Genomic DNA, 18999 nt, shown 5'->3' on the forward strand with positions numbered 1-18999 from the left:
GAGCCTGTATTACGGACAGACCGTACCGGGGTTCGTTATCGCTTGCCGGAGTTGGAATGATCCCAGAAGGACAATGACCCATGAAAATAGCCGCCATCCAAATGGTCTCAGGAGCCAACTTGCAGCGCAACCTGGACATCGCCGGTCAGTTGCTGGCACAGGCTGCTGCGCAGGGCGCCGAGTTGGCAGTATTGCCCGAGTACTTTTGCCTCATGGGTGAACATGACACCGATAAACTCAAGATTCAGGAAACATGCGGTAGCGGGCCGATTCAGGACTTTTTGAGCCGGTGCGCCCGCGATCTTGGCCTGTGGATCGTGGGTGGCACGCTGCCCATCTCGACGACGGCAGCCGAACGCGTACGAAACAGCAGTCTGGTCTTTGATGCGACCGGTCAATGCGTGGCGCGCTACGACAAGATTCATCTTTTTCGCTTTGACAATGGCGTTGAGTGCTATGACGAGGCCCGCGTGCTGGAAGCGGGCACGCAAGCCGTGACCTTTGATCTGGCATCCTGCGATGGCAATACCTACCGGATCGGCCTCAGCATTTGTTATGACCTGCGTTTTCCCGAGTTGTACCGTCAATTGGCGGCCGATGTTTTGTTGGTGCCCAGCGCATTTACCTTCACCACGGGGCAGACGCACTGGGAGGTGCTGCTGCGGGCACGCGCGATTGAAAATCTTGCCTATGTGATCGCCGCGGCGCAGGGCGGTGTGCATGACAATCGGCGCCGTACCTGGGGCCACAGCATGATGATCGACCCATGGGGCCAAATCCTGGCCCAACAGGCAGGGGGTCCTGCGGTCATCGTGGCCGAGGTCACCCAGGAATTTCTGCAGTCGGCCCGAGCCCGGCTACCCGCGCTCAATCACACTGTGCTGGGTGCGTAGGCAGGCAGTAAATGCAACGTCGTCGGTGCCGGGGGCGTCAGATCACTCTGGTCCCCCAGAACGACGAGAATGGAGCAAATGCAAATACCATTCCATTTTCCAGTGTCTGCTCGCTGCTGGCTTGTTCCCGCGTGGCTGGCGATCGTCTCGGTTGCGGGTTGCGCCTCCGCACCATCAGTCGAGACCCAGGCACCGCCTGCCTCGACGGTCGGCGCCAACCCGACGCGAGCCGGGTCCATTGATGTCGAACACAGCCAGAAGTTCGCCCGCTGGGTGCTCGAGTTCAGCACCACCGCACGCGCAGCCGGCATCGATGAGGCCACGCTCCGCAGCGCCTTTGACGACGTGCACTTCATCCCCCGCGTCATCGAGTTGGATAGCGCGCAGCCCGAATTCACCCGCACGGTATGGGACTACCTCGACAGCGCGCTGTCGACGCGGCGAATCGCCCGTGGCCGGGATAAGCTGCTGCAACTGCACCCGGTTGTCGAGCCCATCGCAGCGCGCTACGGCGTTCCGGCCGAGGTTCTCGTCGCGATCTGGGGCATGGAGAGCAATTTCGGCAGCAACGTGGGCGACATCCCGACCATCGACGCCTTGGCGACGCTCGGTTTCGAGGGCCGGCGCGAGCAGTGGGCGCGTGGCCAGTTGCTCGCAGCATTGAGAATCCTGCAGAACCGTGACATCGACCGCGCGCAGATGATGGGTTCGTGGGCCGGCGCGATGGGCCAGACGCAGTTCCTGCCATCGAACTTTCTGGCCTATGCGGTCGATGCCGATGCCGATGGCCGACGCGATATCTGGAACAGCCTCGCCGACGTGATGGCCTCGACCGCCAACTTCCTGGCAAGCTCCGGATGGCAGGTCGGCCCGCCGTGGGGGGTGGAGGTGCGCTTGCCGCCGGACTTCGACTACGCGCGCGCCGACGCCGACCTGCGGCAGCCGACGACCCAATGGATGGACGAGGGTGTGCAAACCATGGACGGCGCGCCGCTGCCGGCGTTGGCCGACAGTTCGATCCTGCTTCCCGCCGGCGCGCGCGGGCCGGCCTTCCTGGTCGGACCCAACTTCCGCACGATCCTGCGCTACAACAACTCGACCAGCTATGCGCTCGCTGTCGGCCTGCTGGCGCAACAGCTGGCCGGCGGCCCCGCGACGCAGGCACCCTGGCCGCGCGATTTGCAGCTACTTTCGCGCAGCCAGTTGCTGGCGCTGCAGACGGCGCTGAAAGAACGTGGCTTCGACACCGGCACGCCCGACGGCATGATGGGCCCGGCCACACAGCGCGGCGTTCGTCGATGCCAGCGCAGCCTGGGCCTGCCGGCGGACGGCTATCCGACCCTGGACCTTCTGCAGCGCCTGCAGTGACCGGGCGGCACCTCGCCTTGAGGCAGTTCAGTGCCGAGTTCTTGTCCTGCAACACGCGCCTCGTCCATTCACGACTGACTGAAGATGGCCGGCAGCAGCCGGCCCCAAGCGGTCTCTAGGGCCTCATCGAACTCATCTATCCGAATAACGCCATACCATACGAAACGTATATACTTTGCATATGTTTTATATAGAGGCAACTGATGGGTATTGTCAAAATTTCGGACCAGATGCACGAGAACCTGCGGGTAGCGGGGAATGCCCTTAGCAGGTCGATCAATGCGCAGGCAGAGCACTGGATGCGGGTCGGCATGCTGAGCGAGATGCACCCGGAGTTGGACTCCCGGGAAATCTGCCAATTGTTGATACGGGCTGAACTCGCGGGAGGGCTGGACATAGGTGTGGCAGTCACAGGCCAACTTGGCAAACCCGGCGCAACCTCGACTAGAAAGCACTGATGGATCACGGCATTCCCATCCATTTCGCCGAGGGTATCGACATGGCGCGGCGAGCCGGTCGGCTTGCCGCAGAAGTTCTCAGCATGGTCGAGGCATACGTCGTGCCGGGGGTGAGTACCGAGGCGCTCGACCGAATCTGCCGCGACCACATCGTGAATGTCCAGGGCGCCATTCCAGCCAACTTGGGGTACCACGACTATCCCAAGACCATCCTCACCTCAGTCAACCAGGTGGTTTGCCATGGCATCCCCTCGCCCGATAAGATTTTGAAGAAGGGCGACATCATCAACATCGATGTTGCCGTCATCAAGGATGGCTGGTTCGGCGACACCAGTCGCATGTACTTCGTCGGAGCCCCCAGCGTGTTGGCTCGGCGCCTGGTGGAGACGACGTACGAAGCATTGCTGGCCGGAATCCGGCAAGTCAAGCCTGGAGCGACTCTTGGCGATATTGGCCATGCCATCCAGTCGGTCGCTCACCGGGAGCATTTCAGCGTAGTGCGCGAATACTGCGGGCACGGCATTGGTCAGGTCTACCACGATGAGCCGCAAGTGCTGCACTATGGGCGGCGCGGGGAAGGGATCAAGCTCGAACCGGGGATGGTTTTCACCATCGAACCGATGCTCAACGCAGGCAAACGCGAAACCAGGCAATTGCCCGACGGGTGGACAGTCGTGACAAAGGACAGGTCTTTGTCTGCCCAGTTTGAACACATGGTGGCTGTGACGCCTTCAGGGTATGAGGTGCTTACGCCTTGGCCTGGAGGCACAGGTGCTGACGCGCCGGTTTGATACTTGGCTTGGCGAGCCTTGGCTTTAGGTTGTTGCGTCAATACGGACAGGCAGCCTGGTCCGCCTGAGCCGCCTGGTAGCGCTCTGTGCCACCGTAGCGACTTCGCTGCAGTCATCCGGCGCTATTGGCTACCGTGTCAACAAACGGCCCAGGCTCTCCTCTGCACGATGCAGCACTGGAAACCAGCACTGTAAGCAAGGTCAAAGATAGCAGCTTGCACAGGCCCTAGCGGTGCACGCCGCGCACGTGCGAGTGCACCACATCATTGGCGCCCGTCGCCTGTTTCAACGATTCAAGGGCACCGCATTCCCCGATGACCGAACCACCCGCGCAGGTCGCACGGATGGCCTGGATTTGCCTCTTTAAAGCCTGCAGCGCCGTGATGCGGCTGGAGACGTGCTGCAGATGCGCTTCCAGAAGCGCGTCCACTTCATCGCAGGATCGGGAGGGTTCGTCCTGGAGGCTCAGCAACGTTCGGATTTCCTCCTGCGCCATGTCCAGCGATCGACACCGGACGATGAAGTTCAGGCGGTGCAGGTGGGCCTGGCTGTACGAGCGGTAGTTGTTGGCTTCGCGTTGCGGCGGCTGCAGCAAGTGCTCCGCTTCGTAGTAGCGGATGGTTTGGACCGGGCAACCGCTTCGGGTCGACAATTCGCCAATTTTCATATCTGGATTCCTGACGCTTGACTCTATACCTACTATAGGGTGTCCAATCAGTGTAAAGCCACTTTGGAAACTCGATGTCAACCACCGCTTCTACCTGTCAGCACGGCCAACCTCATGCCCAAAAGTACGGCGATGCCCACAAAGGGCATGTCTATGAGGCGGGCACTTCAATCACCGTTCTGTCTGTGCCCGACATGTGCTGTCCGACCGAGTCCGGGATGGTCGAGAAGGACTTACGGCGGCTGCATGGCGTGACAAGCATCACGCCAGACCTCATGCGCCGCCAGGTTCGCGTCGAGTACACCGGTCTTACCGAAGCAGAACTCCTGACGGCCGCCCGCCATTCTGGCCTCGCGGTCGAACTTCAGGCAGAGGCAGTCCCAGTGCCCCGGAACTTCGAGCGCTCCGTCATCCTTGTCGAGCAGATGGATTGCCCGACGGAAGAGGCACTCATCCGCAAGCGTCTTGCCTGCGCCGATGGCGTCGCCGCGATGACGTTCAACCTGATGCAGCGCCGGTTAACTGTTGACCATGCGCCGGGACAGCTGCCAGATGTTCTGAAGGCATTGCAGGAGATTGGCCTGGGAGGAACGGTGGAGCCTTCTGGGACGGCGCAAGTCCAGCCGCCCGCATCGCAAAGGCACGCTTCAAGTTACTGGAAGCTGATTCTGGGTGGCGTAGCCGCTGTTGCGGCGGAGGCGCTTGCATTCTCGGTTGGCGATGCGCACTGGGGCGTCATTGGGCTCACGCTGCTGACCATTGCGCTGACCGGACTGGGGACTTACAGAAAAGGTTGGTTTGCTGTGCGACAGCTCAACCTCAATATCCACGCCCTCATGTCGGTGGCGGTCACGGGTGCTGTGTTTATTGGTCGATGGCCAGAGGCGGCCATGGTGATGTTCCTCTTCGCCGTGGCAGAGATGATTGAAGCAAAGTCACTCGACCGTGCGAGGCGGGCTGTTGAGGGCTTGATGGCGATGACCTCGGATACGGCCACAGTGAAGGTCGCTGACGGCTGGGAGATAGTCCCTGCCGCCGGCGTCGCCATAGGCACCTTGGTGCGTGCGCGCCCAGGCGAACGCATTGCGCTGGATGGCCAGGTGGTCAGCGGCTCAACTACCGTGGACCAGGCGCCCATTACGGGCGAGAGTATTCCAGTCGACAAGTCCATCGGCGACCCGCTGTTTGCCGGGACCATCAACCAAGGTGGCGAAGTGGCGTACCGGACCACGGCGCCAGCGAACGACTCAACGCTGGCACGCATTGTTCGTGCGGTGCAGGACGCGCAAGCTTCCAAGGCGCCGACGCAGCGCTTTGTCGATACCTTTGCCACGTACTACACGCCCATCGTGTTCGGCATCGCGATGGCGGTCGCGGCGCTGCCGCCATTGGTCGCGGGTGGTGACTGGTTGACCTGGGTTTACCGGGCGCTGGTCATGCTGGTCATTGCCTGTCCGTGCGCTCTGGTGATATCGACACCGGTCACAGTCGTTTCCGGACTCACCGCCGCAGCACGCCGGGGCATTCTCATCAAGGGCGGCCTTTTCCTGGAACAGGGACATCGATTGACCGTGCTGGCGCTCGACAAGACCGGAACGCTGACCCAGGGACGGCCCTCGCTGACCGATATCGTTGCGCTGCATGGCACGCAAGACGAGCAGCTTCGCCTCGCCGCGGCACTCGCCCGGCGCAGCGACCATCCGGTCTCGATGGCGGTCGGTGCGTATGCCGGCGACCGTTTCCCGCCGCTGGACGTGGCCAGTTTCAAGGCCATAAACGGGCGTGGCGTCGAAGGCGTCATTGAGGGTGTGTCGTATCTGCTGGGCAACCATCGGTTGGTCGAGGATTTGAACGCCTGCTCACCCGCTCTTGAACTGAAGCTGAACGCGCTGGAAGAGCAAGGCAAGACTGCCATCGTGCTCATCGGTGATGGGCAGGCGCTCGCCATCTTTGCCGTCGCTGACGCAGTGCGCCCCCACAGTCGAGAGGCAATTGCCGAACTGACGGCCCTCGGTATCGAACCCGTGATGCTGACGGGCGACAACCGTCACACAGCGCAGGCAATTGCACGGCAGGTCGGAATAGCGGAGGTGCGCAGCGAATTGCTGCCGGAGCACAAGCTTGAAGCCATAAAAGAATTTCAATCCCGCGGCGCCGTGGTGGGAATGGTCGGCGACGGCATCAATGATGCCCCGGCTCTGGCCACGGCGGATATTGGGTTTGCAATGGGAGCGGCCGGTACCGACACCGCCATTGAGACGGCGGATGTCGCGCTCATGGACGACGACCCGCGCAAGCTGGTCGGATTTATTCGTCTCTCAAGAGCAACGCATTCCGTTTTGTGGCAAAACATTGCGCTCGCTCTGGGTATCAAGGCGGTGTTCCTCGCATTGGCTGTTCTCGGACAGGCGACGCTTTGGATGGCGGTCTTTGCCGATATGGGTGCCAGCCTTCTCGTCGTGTTGAACGGCCTGCGTCTGTTGCGGCATCCGGCGAACGCGTGTAAGCAATGAGCATGACGACCGCTATTCTTGAATCGACATTAACATGTCCTCAGTGCGGCCATGCAAGGCAGGAAACCATGCCGACCGATGCCTGTCAATTCTTCTATGAGTGCGAGCGGTGCAAGACGGTGCTGAGCCCCAAGGCCGGTGACTGCTGTGTTTTTTGCTCCTACGGGACAGTTAAGTGCCCTCCAATGCAGGCGCAGCGCGGATGTTGCGGGTGATCACGAATCGTTGAGTTCACCGAGACGCTTTTCACGAAGCCTCACCACCAATTGTCATGGACATCGGTCAGTTGCCACCCAAGATTCCCGTCTGTCTGACTCTTGAAAACAGGGAAAAGTCATAGGGTTATCCAGACTGCTTGGTCGACGCACCATCAAGCCAATCCCATATTGACGCAAGAAGTGTTTCCTTCAAGGCTGGCGCGATGCCCCCTGCGCATCGCGCCGCTCCACCACCTTGAGGACGAACAGAAATCCAACGCCCAGCACCATGACACCGGCCGCCACATACAGACCAGCGTTGTAACTGCCAAACTGCGCCCCAATCATGCCGGTGATGGCTGGGCCCATGATTTGTGCAACACCGTACGAAAGCGTCATCTTGCCCATCATCTTGGCGGGCATGGTGGGGTAGTAGCGTCCGGCCATGCTCAGCACCAGGCTCACCATGCCGATGAAGGTGCCGCCAAACAGCAAGGCACCCAGCATGGCGGCCCACGGACCGGGCGCCAGCACGGGCAACAAAATGCCCACAATCTGCAGCACAGCGGCCAAAATTAGTGCGTTCAAGTCACCGGTGCGCCGCGCGATCAAATCCCAATTGATGCAGGCTGGTGCCGCCCCGATGCCAATGGCCAAAAACGCCAGATTGCCCCACCCGGTCAAGCCAGGCAAATGGTTCACGATGGCCACGATAAAGGTCACGCTCACCACATAGCCAAAGCCGGCACAAAAATATGCCGCCATGAACACCCGCAAATACAACGGGCTCGGAGGCTTGTCTCGCAGCTTCTGGCCGCTGCTGGTGAGGCCACTGGTGTCTGGTGGGGGTAGCCAGCGTAGCGCAGGCACAAGCAGCACGCAGCCCACAGCAGTAAACGCAAACCATTGCTCGCGCCAGTCAAGCCATGGTGTGAACAACATCACGGCACCAGCGCAACCCGCAATGCCCAGCCCAATGCCGGCAAAGTGGATGCCCATCTCGCTGCGGTGGTTGTGGCGGATGAGCCAGTTCATGATGAGCCCGGTGCCCAGCAGGATGGCCGCTGCGCTGGTCAGTCCCGCCACATAACGCGACAGCGCCCACACCACCACATTCGTGCTCAAGCCCATTACCAGCGTGCTGGCAATGGCCAGTACCATGCCGATGCGGTAAAGCCGATCTTTGAGCACCAGGCTGCTGATACGCGATGCAATCAACGCACCGCTCAAATACCCCGCGTAGTTAATGGCCGCCAGCCAACCGGCTGCGGCCACACCCAGGCCGGCTTGTTGCTGCATCAGTGGCAGCAGCGGAGTGTAGGAAAAACGGGCCACGCCCAGCGCCAGGATCAAGCTGAAAATGCCGGCACTTAGCACCTTGAGGCGGGTGACGTGGTGTGTCATGGACGAACTTGCCTGGAGTTGAGCGGGAAGGCATCGTACCTTTAAAACAGGTTGCCTTGGTGACCAGGCGGGCTCCTGAAGATTGGAAGAGTCAGTCGCCACGACGATTCCGATGACAAGTCGGTGCCCAAAGCCCACAACCGTCGATCCGCACACGAGTGTTGGCGGTGGAATTTGGCGCCTTTCAAGTCAATCCATTTCCTGATCAATCCAGTGATTTGTGCAAGCGCAGCACGGCCAGCGAAAACAAACTCAGGCCCAGAATGCTCAGCCCCGCCATCTGCGGCCAGAGCACGTCCAAGCCAACGCCCTTGAGATAGGTGGCGCGGATAATGACCAGAAAATAGCGCAGCGGATCGAGATAGGTGAGCCACTGCAAGGCCTCGGGCATGCTGGTGATGGGAAAGCTGAACCCCGAGAGAATGAACATCGGATTGAGCACAAAGAAGTTCGACGAAAACGCCTGCTGCTGGGTCTTGCATACCGTTGAAATCAACAGGCCAATGGCCAGGGTGCTGAGCAGGAACAGGCTGGTTCCGAGCATCAGCACCAGCGGGTTGCCATTGAAGGGAACGTCAAACCAGAGCATGCCAAACACCGCTACGATTGCCACTTCGAACAGGCCGATGAGAAAGAACGGCAGCGTCTTGCCGATGACGAACTCGATTGGCTGGATCGGCGTCACCAGAATCTGCTCCAGCGTCCCAACCTCGCGTTCGCGCACGATGGCAAACGCCGTGAGATTCACGATGGTGATCAGGGTCAGCGTGCCAATCAATCCGGGAATGAAGAACCAGCGGCTGTTCAGATTCGGGTTGTACCAGTAGCGCTCCTGCATTTGCACGTTCACCAGCGGTCGCCCCAAGGCACGGCCGGTGCGTTGCGCAAGGTCCAGCGCGTACCCCTGGCCAAAGTTGCCACAAATCTGGCTTACATAGCCCAGTGCAATCAGTGCCGTATTGGAGTTCGTTCCATCCACCAGCACCTGCAGCGGTGCGGCTTGGCCCTTGCGCAGCAGTGAGGCAAATCCCGGCGCCACGACCACGCCGACCTGCGCGCTGCTGCTTTCAACCGCGTCCTGAACCTGCTGGCGTGACGTCGCCACCGCGATCAGCTTGAAGCGGCTGCTGTGAACGAAAGCCGCCACGAGCGAGCGGCTCTCCTGGCTCTGATCCTGATCCAGGATCACCGTCGCCACGTTGAACACTTCAAAGGTGGCGGCATAGCCAAACAGCAGCATTTGAATGATGGGCGGAATCAGCAGCCGAAAGCGCGCCGAACGGTCGCGTCGCAACTGCAGGAACTCCTTCAGCAGCAGATGATAGATGCGCCCCAGCATGGTTCAATCCAGGGTTTTTCGGAAAGCGCGGGCCGCCAGCAGCACCATCGCCGCCGCATACAGCGCCAGACAGAAAATCGGCAGTGCCAGTTCGCCCCAGGGCGCGCCCTTGAGAAAAAGCGCCTTCAGGATCGTCACGTAGTAGCGGCCGCTCACGATGTATGTGACGGCCTGGACTGCGGTCGGCATCTGGTCGATGGGGAAAGAGAAGCCCGACAGCAGTGTCGTGGGCAGCATGGTGAGCAACAACGCGACCTGACTGGCTCCGACCTGGCTGCGGATCGACACCGAGACGTAGTAGCCGATGCACAGCACCACCGTGAGAAACAGGCCGGTGGTGAAGAATAGCGCCGACAGCGTGCCGCGAAACGGCACCTCAAACCAGAACACCGCCAGCGCCAGGCAGATGCAGGCGTCGACCATTCCCACCACGAAATATGGCAGAAGCTTGCCCAGCATCAGTTCCAACGGCTGTATCGGGGTCGACACCAGCAGTTCCATCGTTCCGCGCTCCCATTCGCGTGCGATGGTGAGCGATGACAGCTGCGAGCCGATGATGGCCATGACCAGGGCCACGACCCCCGGGATGATGAAGTTGCGGCTCACCATGTCTTCGTTGAACCAGACGCGCGCGCGCACCTCCACCGGCGTGAGCGTCTGCACGCTGGCGCCTCTTTGCTCGATGGTCTGGAGCTGGACGGCGGCGGAATAGCTGGCGATCACAGCGCTGGCGTAGCCGGCGGCCAGGCTGGCGTTGTTGGTGTCGGTCGCGTCCAGCAGCGCCTGCACCAGGCCCTGCCCGGTGTCGTTCAGTCTCTTGGAGAATCCGGACGGGATCACGATGGCGATGCTGCAGCGGCCATCGTCCAGACTGCGCCCCACCTCGGCATAACTGGTGGCCTGGCCCTGCAGCGAAAAATAGGGTGACGCCGAAAAGCGCCGCAGCAAATCCTGCGATGTCTGGCTGCCTTCGTTGTCATAGGCGCACAACGGAATCTGCTTGATATCCAGGCTGATGCCGTAGCCCAGCAGGAACATCTGCAGCAAGGGAATCAGCAGCGCGATCATGAGGCTGCGGGGATCGCGAACGATCTGCAGGCTCTCCTTAACGACGATCGCCTTGACACGCCGCCACTTCACGCTGCAGCTCCCGCAGTAGCAGCGCTGGCTCTGACCAGATGCACAAAACTGTCTTCCAGCGACGGGGCTATGCGACGCATCCGCACGTCAGTCCTGCCCGTGGTCGTCAGCAATTCCAGCAACTCGGGGGAACGCAATGCGGCTTGATCAACCAATGCGTGCAGGACACTGCCGAATATCGCCACGTCGAGCACGCCCGGCGCCTGTCCAATTTGGGTCATGGCGTCCCCAATGCTGTTGCCCTCTATGACCAGCAGCTCACCGCCCAGCGCATGCTGGCGCAGTTCCAGCGGCGTTCCCAAAGCGATGAGGCGACCGTGGTTAATCAGCGCGACGCGGTGGCAGTATTCGGCCTCGTCCATGTAGTGCGTGCTTACCAGCACACTGACGCCGTCCTGCGCCAGCGCGTGGATCAGTTCCCAGAAGCGCCGACGCGAACTGGGATCCACGCCCGAAGTCGGTTCATCCAGAAACAGGATCGTGGGCCGGTGCAGGATCGCTGCACCCAGCGCCAGGCGCTGCTTCCAGCCGCCCGCCAGCGTCGCCACAAGCGCGTCCTCGCGCCCGGTGAGCCCCGCCATATCGACGGCAAAGCGCAGACGCGCGCTGATGTCGGCGCGCGACACACCATAGACGCCGCCGAAGAAGCGCAGGTTCTCGACCACGCTCATGTCGTTGTAGAGCGAGAACTTTTGCGACATGTAGCCGATGCGTCGACGCACGCCTTCGGGATCCTGCGCAACGTCGATGCCGGCGACCAGCGCGCGCCCGGCGCTGGGGCGCAACAGGCCGCACAGGATGCGGATCAGCGTGGACTTGCCGGCACCATTGGGACCGATGAAGCCCATGACCTCGCCGCGTCCGACCTCGAAGCTCACGCCGTCGACGGCGACAAAGCTGCCGAAGCGCTTGACCAGGGCGTCGACCACGATCTGTGCCTGGGTGTCGTTCTGCATCAGGCCGGCTCCCTCGAACCCGTCTGCTCCAGCAGCGCCACGAAGAGATCCTCGATCGTCGGCTCCACCAGGGCGATGCCGGTCACGGCCATGCCTTTGGCGGCCAGCGCCGCCTCAATCTGCGCCAAACGCTCTCGGCTATCGACATGGATGTGCACGCCGATGCCCACCAGCAACACGCCCTGCACCCCCGGCAACGTGCGCACAAAGTCGAGCAGCTGGCGCGGATCAGTCGCGCTGATTTCGAGCATGGCCCCGGGCATGCGCGCCTTCAACCCCGCTGGCGTATCGCAATACATCATGGCGCCCGCATGAAGCAGGGCAAGCCGGTCGCAGCGCTCGGCTTCGTCCAGATAGGCGGTGGAAATCAGCATTGCCACGCCCTCGGCGCGCATTGAGTAGAGGATCTGCCAGAACTCGCGCCGCGAGACCGGATCCACGCCGGTGGTCGGCTCGTCGAGCAGCAACACCCTGGGCGTATGCACGAGCGAGCAGACGAGCCCGAGTTTTTGTTTCATGCCGCCTGAGAGTTGGCCCGCCAGCCGTTGCCGAAACGGCGTCATGTCGGCGGCGGCGAGCATGGTGTCGGCGCGTGCGCGCCAAACCTGGCTCGGCATCTCGAACAGGTCGGCGTAAAAACGGATGTTCTCGTCCACCGTCAGGTCCTCGTACAGGCCAAAGCGCTGCGGCATATAGCTCACATGGCGTTTGGCCTGCTCGGGCAACGCCCGCACGTCGATGCCGTCGATCACGATGCTGCCCGCATCGGGCTGCATCACGCCAGCGAGCATGCGCAGCGTCGTGGTCTTGCCCGCACCGTCGGGACCCACCAGACCAAAGATCTCGCCCGCCTGCACCGCAAAGCTCAAATCAGCCACGGCCTTCAAGGCCCCGAAATGCTTCTCCAGGGCGCTCACCTCTATCATGGCCGCAGCGTGCGCGCCCATCAGGATCCCGCTGTGTGCAATGCGATGCGTGCGTCTGCCGGCATCCCGGGAACGAGTTCATGTTCTGGATTGGCAATATCGATCTTGATCCGATAGACCAAGTTCACCCTCTCGGCGTGGGTCTCGACGCTCTTGGGTGTGAATTCCGCCTTCTCTGAAATGAAGCTGATGCGACCTTGGTAGCGCCTGTTTGGATCACTGTCGTTGCTGACGCTCACCTCCTGACCCATTCGCACGCGACCCAAGTCGGATTCATTCAGGTAAGCGCGCAACCAGACGTGGTCAAGGTCGGCCAGCGTCAGCACCGGCGTGCCAGGCACCACGATCTCGCCGACCTCGGCCTGCTGCACGTTCACGACCCCGTCGAACGGCGCCCTCAGTGTCGTGTAACTCAGAACGATGCGTGCCAGCGCGACCGCGGCTTCACCGCTATGTACGCTGGCTTTGGCGACGTCTATGGCTCGCGCCGCTGCGGTCTGCAGCGACTGGTCTCGCTGTAGCACCGCACTGGCTTGTTTCAGCGCTGTGTCAGCCTGGTCCAGCGTCGCCTTCGAGGTAAACCCCTGCTGTTGCAGATCCAGCGCACGTTGCTGGTCAAGCTGGCGCTGCCTGACTTCCGCCTGATCAACCAGCAACGTACGCTCCGCCGTATAAAGGTTTTGACGCGCTGCTTCGAGTTGCTGTTTTTGAACCGCCAGGTTACTTTCAGCGATTGCCATTTGTTGCCGATAGTCGGCGTCGTCGACGACGGCGAGCACCGTCCCCTTGCTGACCCACTGGCCCTCATGGAAGGGGAGTTCGACGATGCGAGACTGCACGGTCTTAAAGCCAAGCACGCTCTCATGGGCTTCGATATTGCCGGACAGACTCAAGACATTGGTTTCGTCCTTGGCTTTCAAGAGCGCCAGCAACTGCGTTCGCCAAACGGTCGCTAACAGAACCAGCGTCAACAGGGCAGCTATCGCCAGGATTTTCCGAGTCCGTGAGGTCATGCACATTCCCTAGGCCGAGTTATCTGAGTTATTTCATCTTCGACGGCAACTTGATCGTCTCGCCTGCGACCATGAAGACGCCCCGTCCACGGTGGTGCAGCGTGCGCACCTCCTTGCGCGCTGGATCGATCCAGGCCTTGAGAACTTCCAGTACAAAGAAGTTGTAGCGGTTCACAAGGCGGGTATCAATGACCCGGCATTCCAGGTTGGCATAGCATTCGGAAATCAGCGGTGCAGCCACCTGCGCAGCGGGCTCAGGCGTTAGCCCGAAGGCTTTGAATTTATCGAGACTCTGACCCGAGGTGTTGCCGCAAGCTACCACCTGGGACGCCAGCTCCACCGTCGGAATATTGAGCACGCATTGCCGCGTTGCCTTGAGCGCAGCAAAGCTGAAGTCTTTGCCACTGACAACGCAGCCCACCAGCGGCGGCTCGAATTCCATCATGGTGTGCCAGGACATTGGCATCACGTTGGCCTTGCCCTTGTGCGCCGTCGTCAGCAACAGCACCGGCCCGGGTTCCAGCAGACCGTAGACCTTGGACAAGGGGTAAGAGCGCTTGGCCATCTCAGGCTTTGGCGTTTTTGGCCGCAAGCGCCTGGAGAATTCGCTTGGGCGTCATCGGCAACTGCGTCATACGGACCCCAATTGCATCGAAGACCGCATTGGCAATGACCGCACCCGTCGTTGTAATTGCAGGCTCGCCACCGCCCTGTGGGGCCAGGGCGTCGTTCTTGACAAGCACGGCCTTGATTGGGGGCGCCCCGGAAAAGCGTGGGATGGCGTAGGTATCAAAATTGCGGTCAAGAATTTCACCGCCATGAAACTGCAACTCTTCTGTCAAGGTGTAGCCTAAACCCATCGTGATGCCACCTTCCATCTGCATCTTTGCGCCTTCAGGGTTGACGACAATTCCCATGTCTTGGGCGCAAACCACCCGGAGTACCTTGACCTGCCCGGTGGCTGGATTGATCGACACCTCGGCTATCGTTGCGACGTAGGTGCCCGCGTCCACACTGCACGCCAGGCCGAAACCTCTTCTGCTGGGCGTTGCGGCGTCCTTCCAGCCAAATGCAAGGGCCGCCGCATTCAGGACACGGATCATTCTGGGGTCTGTGAGGTTTTTCAAGCGAAACGCGAGCGGATCCATGCCTGCTGCGGATGCCATGATGTCAATTTGTGATTCGGTGGCAAATACGTTCATGTTGGCACCCGGCGCACGCCACGGTCCAACGGCAAACGGATGAACGCTGGCCCCGGCAGAATCAGAACCGTAGGAGGTGCCGCCATTTGATCTGACGCGGACGTTCGCAATATCGTAGACCGGTGTTGCGCCACGTTCGCCCGCCGCATAGACCAGATAATCCCAAAGTGCGATTTTTCCATCCCGATTGGTGCCCGAGACAATCTTTACCACGGCCGCCGGGTCGAATCTGTCATAGAAAAACTCTTCAGCCCGGCTCCAGGCGACTTGCACTGGTTTACCCGTTATTCGCGCCAGCTGCGCGGCTTCTGCGGCCTGACCATTAGCGCTCTTGCCACCGAAGCCACCACCAAGGAATGGGGTAATGACGCGAACGTTCTTTGGTTCCATACCCAGCATCTCTGCAATCTGATCTCGCGCCGGGAACGGCGTCTGGGTAGACGCCCAGATGGTCGCTTTACCATCCCTGACTTCGGCCGCGGCAGCGTGCGGCTCAATGGGGGCATGGGCCACGTAGCCTTTCTGATACGTCATCTCGAACAAAGTCGCTACGCCGGCTCTCTCATCTGCAATGTCCCCCTTGCTGGTGACGATCTTTTGCTTTGTCGCCTGCTTGCTAATGTGCTCAAAAATGTTGCCTGGATCCACCTTCTGCTCTGGCAAGGACCAGTCTGCCTTGACCTGTGCAAGAGCAGCGGTAGCGGCCTCGGGATCAGCGTTTAACACCGCGATCAAACCGCCTTGCTTGACCAACATAGTCCCTGACACCTTCTCTGCGTTCGAGGTGTCGAGTTTCAATAGCGTTGCGCCATGCATCGGTGGCCGCAGTATCCGTGCATACAGCAGGCCTTGGCGCCGTATGTCAGCCGCATATTTCGCAGCCCCTGTGACCTTCTCCAACGCATCAAGGCGCAGTGGTGAACTGCCTATGACCCTGAAATCTGAAGCTGCACGCAGGGCAGCCTCTTCGTCGACGACTTGTGCGATGCGCGCGCCCTTGGACAGCTCGCCGTAACCAATGTGTCGACCCGGCTCCCCTCGGACGGAAATGACCCCGTTCTTTGTGACAAGCGATTCCTCTGGAACAGCAAATTTGTTGGCCGCAAGCCGCGTCAAAGCAGCGCGCGCCTTGGCGGCTGCTGCGCGCAGCGCGGGACCAAACATACGAGTCGTCAGGGAACCGAAGGTACCCATGTCCCAAGGACATTGGTCGGTGTCACCCAGAACCAAGTCGATCGCGGCCAGTTCAACGTCCAGCTCCTCCGCCACCATTTGCGCCTGTGAGGTCAAGACACCTTGACCCATCTCGATCTTGCCGGAAAAGACGGTGACCCGGCCGTTCTTGCGAATGACAAGATAGGCGTTGAAATCTTCCGGGTAAAGACGTCCGGCGTCTTGCGCTCGAACGGTCGACGGCTCAAGGCCGATGAAGATCACAATTCCGCCGCCTGCCAATTTGAATAAAGTGCGACGGCTCATTCCCTGGGCGGACTTCATGCGTGGCCTTCCGGGTGACGGGAAGCAGATTCGATGGCATCAATAATTCTTTGGTGCGCCCCGCATCGGCATAAATTGCGCTCCATGTGCGCCATGATGGCGTCCCGCGATGGGTTTTGATGCGCTTTCAGGAATGCATAGGCGTCCAGCAGCATCCCCGACGTGCAGTAGCCGCACTGCAGTGCCCCGTGATCGATGAATGCCTGTTGCAGAGGGTGCAGTTTTCCTTCTCGGGCCAGTCCCTCGATGGTGAGGACGTCTTTGCCTGCCACATTCTTGAGCGGGGTGGTGCACGAGCGCACTGCCTTGCCGTCAACAACCACTGCGCAGGCGCCACATATTCCTTCGCCGCACCCATATTTTGAGCCGGTGAGCTCAAGGTCCGTGCGCAACACCCAGAGCAGCGCCCGCTCGTCGTCCGTGTCCATTGTGATGGGCCTGCCGTTGACGACGAATCGAATCTTTTTTTTCATGATCGCTAACGCCACGCAAGCACCTGTGGCTGCTTGCGCGGACTCGGCATTGTTTCGCCTCGGGGTATGCCGACGATGATGGGCGCAATGGCTGTCATTTCCAAAGGTATGCCGAGCTCGCTTTTCATCTCAGACGTGTTGAGCGCGGCGACGGCCGAACCCATGACGAACTGCCAGGGCTCGCCATGCATCGCGGTCGGCGCGCGCACAGCCGCCGCCAGAAGGGTTTGCAGCGCTGGCAGTTCCACCTGCTCTGGGCGATAGGCGCGGACCGAGCAGCGCCCATAGATGGCGGTCCCCACCTGCATCGTGTCAATGGTTTCTGACATGGGCTGCTCCTTGATGGCTGCGGTCTATCACGGGCATCAAAGTGTCAACCCGGATCGAGCTGCGAATTTTCCAGTGTAGTCACCCGCTCACAGGTCTCCTTGATAGGTATCAATGGACATGGCAGATTCAGGCGCACCATCACGGAAAAGTCAAACACAGAACAGTGGGGGTGCCGGGATCGTGAAAAAGGTGGATTGATGGAAAGTCTTGATCTGCGGGTCTTGGGCGACGTGCTGGCGTGGCGTGGGCTCGGCCACGCGGTCACGTTGGTGACCGTGATCGAAACCTGGGGCAGCGCGCCGCGACCGCCGGGTGCTTTGCTGGCCGTGCGCGACGACGGCGTGGTAAGCGGTTCAGTGTCGGGTGGCTGCGTCGAAGATGACCTGATCACCCGCACCCGGGCGGGCTTCAATCGGGTCGCGGCAGGTGAACCCGCCTTGGCAAGGCCCGCCTTGATTGTCTACGGGGCCAGCAAAGAAGAGGCGGCCCGCTTCGGATTGCCCTGTGGCGGCACCATGCGACTGGTGCAGGAACCCGTACTCGAAACCCTCTGGGTGGCGCAATTGCTGGCCCGCACGGCCGACCACCAGTTGGTGGCGCGCAGGTTGACGCTGGCGACCGGGGTCGTGCAACTCTCGTGTGCCGGGCGCGGTCAGCACACCAGTTTTGATGGCAGCATATTGACCACGATTTTTGGCCCCAAATGGCGTTTGTTACTGATCGGCGCCGGTCAGCTGTCGCAGGCGGTGGCGCAGATGGCGCTCATGCTTGATTTTGAAGTTTTGGTGTGCGATCCGCGCGAAGAATATGCCCTCACGATGGCGGCTGGCGTGCCCGCCAGCCAGCGCGTTGCGGGGATGCCCGACGATGCAGTGCGCACACTGGTGCCCGATGCCCACACGGCCATCGTGGCACTTACGCATGACCCCAAGCTCGACGATATGGCCTTGATTGAAGCGCTGCAGTCGCAGGCGTTCTATGTTGGCGCCCTAGGGTCGCGTCGCAACCAGGATGCCCGCAGACAGCGGTTGGCCAAACACTTCGACTTGAGCGCGCCAGAGCTGGCGCGTCTACATGGCCCGGTTGGGCTTTCCTTGGGGGCGAAAACACCGGCCGAGATTGCCGTCTCCATCATGGCGGAGATTATCCAGATCAAAAACAGCGTGTCAGGTGGTGCGCTGATCGCCAAGAACACCGGGGTCGCCGCAGGTGCAGCGATGATTTGACAGAATCAATGCCTGTGATGCCGATCGTGATTATTCTGGCCGGTGGACGAGGTGCGCGCTTTCTGGCCTCGGGGGGCTACGGCTCCAAACTGCAGGCGCCGCTGGCCGGCAAAACCGTATTGCAGCACACGCTCGACGCGGTCAAGGCCAGCGGTCTGCCGTGGCACCTGGAAGACGGAGGGCGCCCTGGCATGGGCGACTCGATTGCGGCGGCCGTTCGGGCCACTTGGTCGGCTGCCTCCCGGTTCGGCGCAGAGCGGGGTGGCTGGCTGATTCTGCCCGCAGATCTGCCCCTGATCAGGGCCGGTACCCTGCATGTCGTGGCGACGGCTTTGCTCGATCACGAGGTGGTGGTGCCGATCTACCACGGACAACGCGGGCACCCGGTTGGCTTTTCTGCCCGATGCGGCCAGGCTCTACTGGATTTAGGGGGAGATCATGGGGCAGCCCCTGTTATTCAAGCGTATGCCGCTATTGAAATAGTGGTAAATGATGTCGGCTGCGTAACCGACATTGACACGATCGATGATCTCAAGGTGGTGGAGCAGTTGATGAATGGCGCATGAATCAGCCACGGGTCGGCGAGTTTGTGGCTTTTCGTGGGTG

At 60.9% G+C, this 18999-nt stretch carries 19 protein-coding genes; 8 read left to right on the forward strand and 11 right to left on the reverse strand.

Annotated elements, in window-relative coordinates; genetic code table 11:
- The first annotated feature begins 80 nt into the window (after window positions 1-80).
- The 4 genes from RFER_RS04230 (at window position 81) to map (ending at window position 3510) form a co-directional block, all read left to right on the forward strand.
- Window positions 81-893 (forward strand): carbon-nitrogen hydrolase family protein, encoded by an 813-nt coding sequence (locus RFER_RS04230; RefSeq protein WP_011463170.1) that lies wholly within the window; start codon window positions 81-83, stop codon window positions 891-893.
- Window positions 894-962: 69 nt separating this feature from the next.
- Window positions 963-2261: a lytic murein transglycosylase gene (locus RFER_RS04235; protein ID WP_011463171.1), complete on the forward strand. Its 1299-nt coding sequence runs from the start codon at window positions 963-965 to the stop codon at window positions 2259-2261.
- A gap of 203 nt (window positions 2262-2464) precedes the next feature.
- Window positions 2465-2719, forward strand: a complete 255-nt coding sequence (locus RFER_RS04240) for a ParD-like family protein (RefSeq protein ID WP_011463172.1) — start codon at window positions 2465-2467, stop codon at window positions 2717-2719.
- Window positions 2719-3510, forward strand: a complete 792-nt coding sequence (gene map / locus RFER_RS04245; RefSeq protein WP_011463173.1) for a type I methionyl aminopeptidase — start codon at window positions 2719-2721, stop codon at window positions 3508-3510. Before RFER_RS04240 ends, map begins: the two co-directional genes overlap by 1 nt.
- A 226-nt stretch (window positions 3511-3736) precedes the next feature.
- On the opposite strand, the gene cadR is transcribed toward map, so the two are convergent.
- Window positions 3737-4177 carry a Cd(II)/Pb(II)-responsive transcriptional regulator gene (cadR, locus tag RFER_RS04250; protein ID WP_011463174.1) on the reverse strand — a complete coding sequence of 147 codons (441 nt, stop codon included), beginning with the start codon at window positions 4175-4177 and terminating at the stop codon, window positions 3737-3739.
- 74 nt (window positions 4178-4251) lie between these two features.
- Between cadR and RFER_RS04255 the strand changes: the two genes are divergently transcribed.
- Window positions 4252-6690, forward strand: coding sequence for a heavy metal translocating P-type ATPase (locus RFER_RS04255; protein ID WP_011463175.1), 2439 nt, complete (start codon window positions 4252-4254; stop codon window positions 6688-6690).
- A 2-nt stretch (window positions 6691-6692) separates the two neighbouring features.
- Complete coding sequence (locus RFER_RS24455; protein WP_085998756.1) at window positions 6693-6905, forward strand: GDCCVxC domain-containing (seleno)protein; 213 nt, start codon at window positions 6693-6695, stop codon at window positions 6903-6905.
- 192 nt (window positions 6906-7097) lie between these two features.
- Here RFER_RS24455 and RFER_RS04260 read toward each other — a convergent pair whose 3' ends face one another.
- The 10 genes from RFER_RS04260 to RFER_RS04305 form a co-directional block, all read right to left on the reverse strand.
- The gene (locus RFER_RS04260; RefSeq protein ID WP_011463177.1) at window positions 7098-8291 is read right to left on the reverse strand and encodes a YbfB/YjiJ family MFS transporter; all 1194 of its coding nucleotides are present in this window, start codon (window positions 8289-8291) and stop codon (window positions 7098-7100) included.
- Between the two features lie 205 nt (window positions 8292-8496).
- The gene (locus RFER_RS04265) at window positions 8497-9630 is read right to left on the reverse strand and encodes an ABC transporter permease (protein WP_011463178.1); all 1134 of its coding nucleotides are present in this window, start codon (window positions 9628-9630) and stop codon (window positions 8497-8499) included.
- A 3-nt stretch (window positions 9631-9633) separates the two neighbouring features.
- Window positions 9634-10770: an ABC transporter permease gene (locus RFER_RS04270; protein WP_011463179.1), complete on the reverse strand. Its 1137-nt coding sequence runs from the start codon at window positions 10768-10770 to the stop codon at window positions 9634-9636.
- Window positions 10767-11726: an ABC transporter ATP-binding protein gene (locus RFER_RS04275; protein ID WP_011463180.1), complete on the reverse strand. Its 960-nt coding sequence runs from the start codon at window positions 11724-11726 to the stop codon at window positions 10767-10769. The genes RFER_RS04270 and RFER_RS04275 overlap by 4 nt, the downstream gene beginning before the upstream one ends.
- On the reverse strand, window positions 11726-12673 hold the full coding sequence (locus RFER_RS04280) for an ABC transporter ATP-binding protein (RefSeq protein ID WP_011463181.1): 948 nt from the start codon (window positions 12671-12673) through the stop codon (window positions 11726-11728). Before RFER_RS04280 ends, RFER_RS04275 begins: the two co-directional genes overlap by 1 nt.
- On the reverse strand, window positions 12673-13623 hold the full coding sequence (locus RFER_RS04285; RefSeq protein ID WP_244095799.1) for an HlyD family secretion protein: 951 nt from the start codon (window positions 13621-13623) through the stop codon (window positions 12673-12675). The genes RFER_RS04280 and RFER_RS04285 overlap by 1 nt, the downstream gene beginning before the upstream one ends.
- 70 nt (window positions 13624-13693) lie before the next feature.
- Window positions 13694-14230: a flavin reductase family protein gene (locus tag RFER_RS04290; protein WP_011463183.1), complete on the reverse strand. Its 537-nt coding sequence runs from the start codon at window positions 14228-14230 to the stop codon at window positions 13694-13696.
- A 1-nt stretch (window position 14231) separates the two neighbouring features.
- Entirely contained in the window at window positions 14232-16364 is a 2133-nt protein-coding gene (locus RFER_RS04295; protein ID WP_011463184.1) for a xanthine dehydrogenase family protein molybdopterin-binding subunit, read from the reverse strand.
- Window positions 16361-16837, reverse strand: coding sequence for a (2Fe-2S)-binding protein (locus RFER_RS04300; protein ID WP_011463185.1), 477 nt, complete (start codon window positions 16835-16837; stop codon window positions 16361-16363). The genes RFER_RS04295 and RFER_RS04300 overlap by 4 nt, the downstream gene beginning before the upstream one ends.
- Window positions 16838-16842: 5 nt before the next feature.
- Window positions 16843-17166, reverse strand: coding sequence for a nitroreductase family protein (locus RFER_RS04305; protein ID WP_011463186.1), 324 nt, complete (start codon window positions 17164-17166; stop codon window positions 16843-16845).
- A 198-nt stretch (window positions 17167-17364) separates the two neighbouring features.
- Here RFER_RS04305 and RFER_RS04310 point away from each other — a divergent pair, with 198 nt between their 5' ends.
- Window positions 17365-18393, forward strand: a complete 1029-nt coding sequence (locus tag RFER_RS04310; RefSeq protein ID WP_011463187.1) for an XdhC family protein — start codon at window positions 17365-17367, stop codon at window positions 18391-18393.
- A gap of 8 nt (window positions 18394-18401) precedes the next feature.
- Window positions 18402-18959, forward strand: a complete 558-nt coding sequence (locus RFER_RS04315; protein WP_011463188.1) for a nucleotidyltransferase family protein — start codon at window positions 18402-18404, stop codon at window positions 18957-18959.
- Window positions 18960-18999 lie beyond the last annotated feature (40 nt).

It is taken from the genome of Rhodoferax ferrireducens T118 (genome assembly GCF_000013605.1).
Classification (GTDB): domain Bacteria; phylum Pseudomonadota; class Gammaproteobacteria; order Burkholderiales; family Burkholderiaceae_C; genus Rhodoferax; species Rhodoferax ferrireducens.

Excerpts from the sequence above, each read along its gene's own strand:
- RFER_RS04230 (WP_011463170.1), top strand. The coding sequence starts at position 81 with ATGAAAATAGCCGCCATCCAAATGGTCTCAGGAGCCAACTTGCAGCGC.
- RFER_RS04235 (WP_011463171.1), top strand. The coding sequence starts at position 963 with ATGGAGCAAATGCAAATACCATTCCATTTTCCAGTGTCTGCTCGCTGC.
- RFER_RS04240 (WP_011463172.1), top strand. The coding sequence starts at position 2,465 with ATGGGTATTGTCAAAATTTCGGACCAGATGCACGAGAACCTGCGGGTA.
- map (WP_011463173.1), top strand. The coding sequence starts at position 2,719 with ATGGATCACGGCATTCCCATCCATTTCGCCGAGGGTATCGACATGGCG.
- cadR (WP_011463174.1), bottom strand. The coding sequence starts at position 4,177 with ATGAAAATTGGCGAATTGTCGACCCGAAGCGGTTGCCCGGTCCAAACC.
- RFER_RS04255 (WP_011463175.1), top strand. The coding sequence starts at position 4,252 with ATGTCAACCACCGCTTCTACCTGTCAGCACGGCCAACCTCATGCCCAA.
- RFER_RS24455 (WP_085998756.1), top strand. The coding sequence starts at position 6,693 with ATGACGACCGCTATTCTTGAATCGACATTAACATGTCCTCAGTGCGGC.
- RFER_RS04260 (WP_011463177.1), bottom strand. The coding sequence starts at position 8,291 with ATGACACACCACGTCACCCGCCTCAAGGTGCTAAGTGCCGGCATTTTC.
- RFER_RS04265 (WP_011463178.1), bottom strand. The coding sequence starts at position 9,630 with ATGCTGGGGCGCATCTATCATCTGCTGCTGAAGGAGTTCCTGCAGTTG.
- RFER_RS04275 (WP_011463180.1), bottom strand. The coding sequence starts at position 11,726 with ATGCAGAACGACACCCAGGCACAGATCGTGGTCGACGCCCTGGTCAAG.
- RFER_RS04280 (WP_011463181.1), bottom strand. The coding sequence starts at position 12,673 with ATGGGCGCGCACGCTGCGGCCATGATAGAGGTGAGCGCCCTGGAGAAG.
- RFER_RS04290 (WP_011463183.1), bottom strand. The coding sequence starts at position 14,230 with ATGGCCAAGCGCTCTTACCCCTTGTCCAAGGTCTACGGTCTGCTGGAA.
- RFER_RS04295 (WP_011463184.1), bottom strand. The coding sequence starts at position 16,364 with ATGAAGTCCGCCCAGGGAATGAGCCGTCGCACTTTATTCAAATTGGCA.
- RFER_RS04300 (WP_011463185.1), bottom strand. The coding sequence starts at position 16,837 with ATGAAAAAAAAGATTCGATTCGTCGTCAACGGCAGGCCCATCACAATG.
- RFER_RS04305 (WP_011463186.1), bottom strand. The coding sequence starts at position 17,166 with ATGTCAGAAACCATTGACACGATGCAGGTGGGGACCGCCATCTATGGG.
- RFER_RS04310 (WP_011463187.1), top strand. The coding sequence starts at position 17,365 with ATGGAAAGTCTTGATCTGCGGGTCTTGGGCGACGTGCTGGCGTGGCGT.
- RFER_RS04315 (WP_011463188.1), top strand. The coding sequence starts at position 18,402 with ATGCCTGTGATGCCGATCGTGATTATTCTGGCCGGTGGACGAGGTGCG.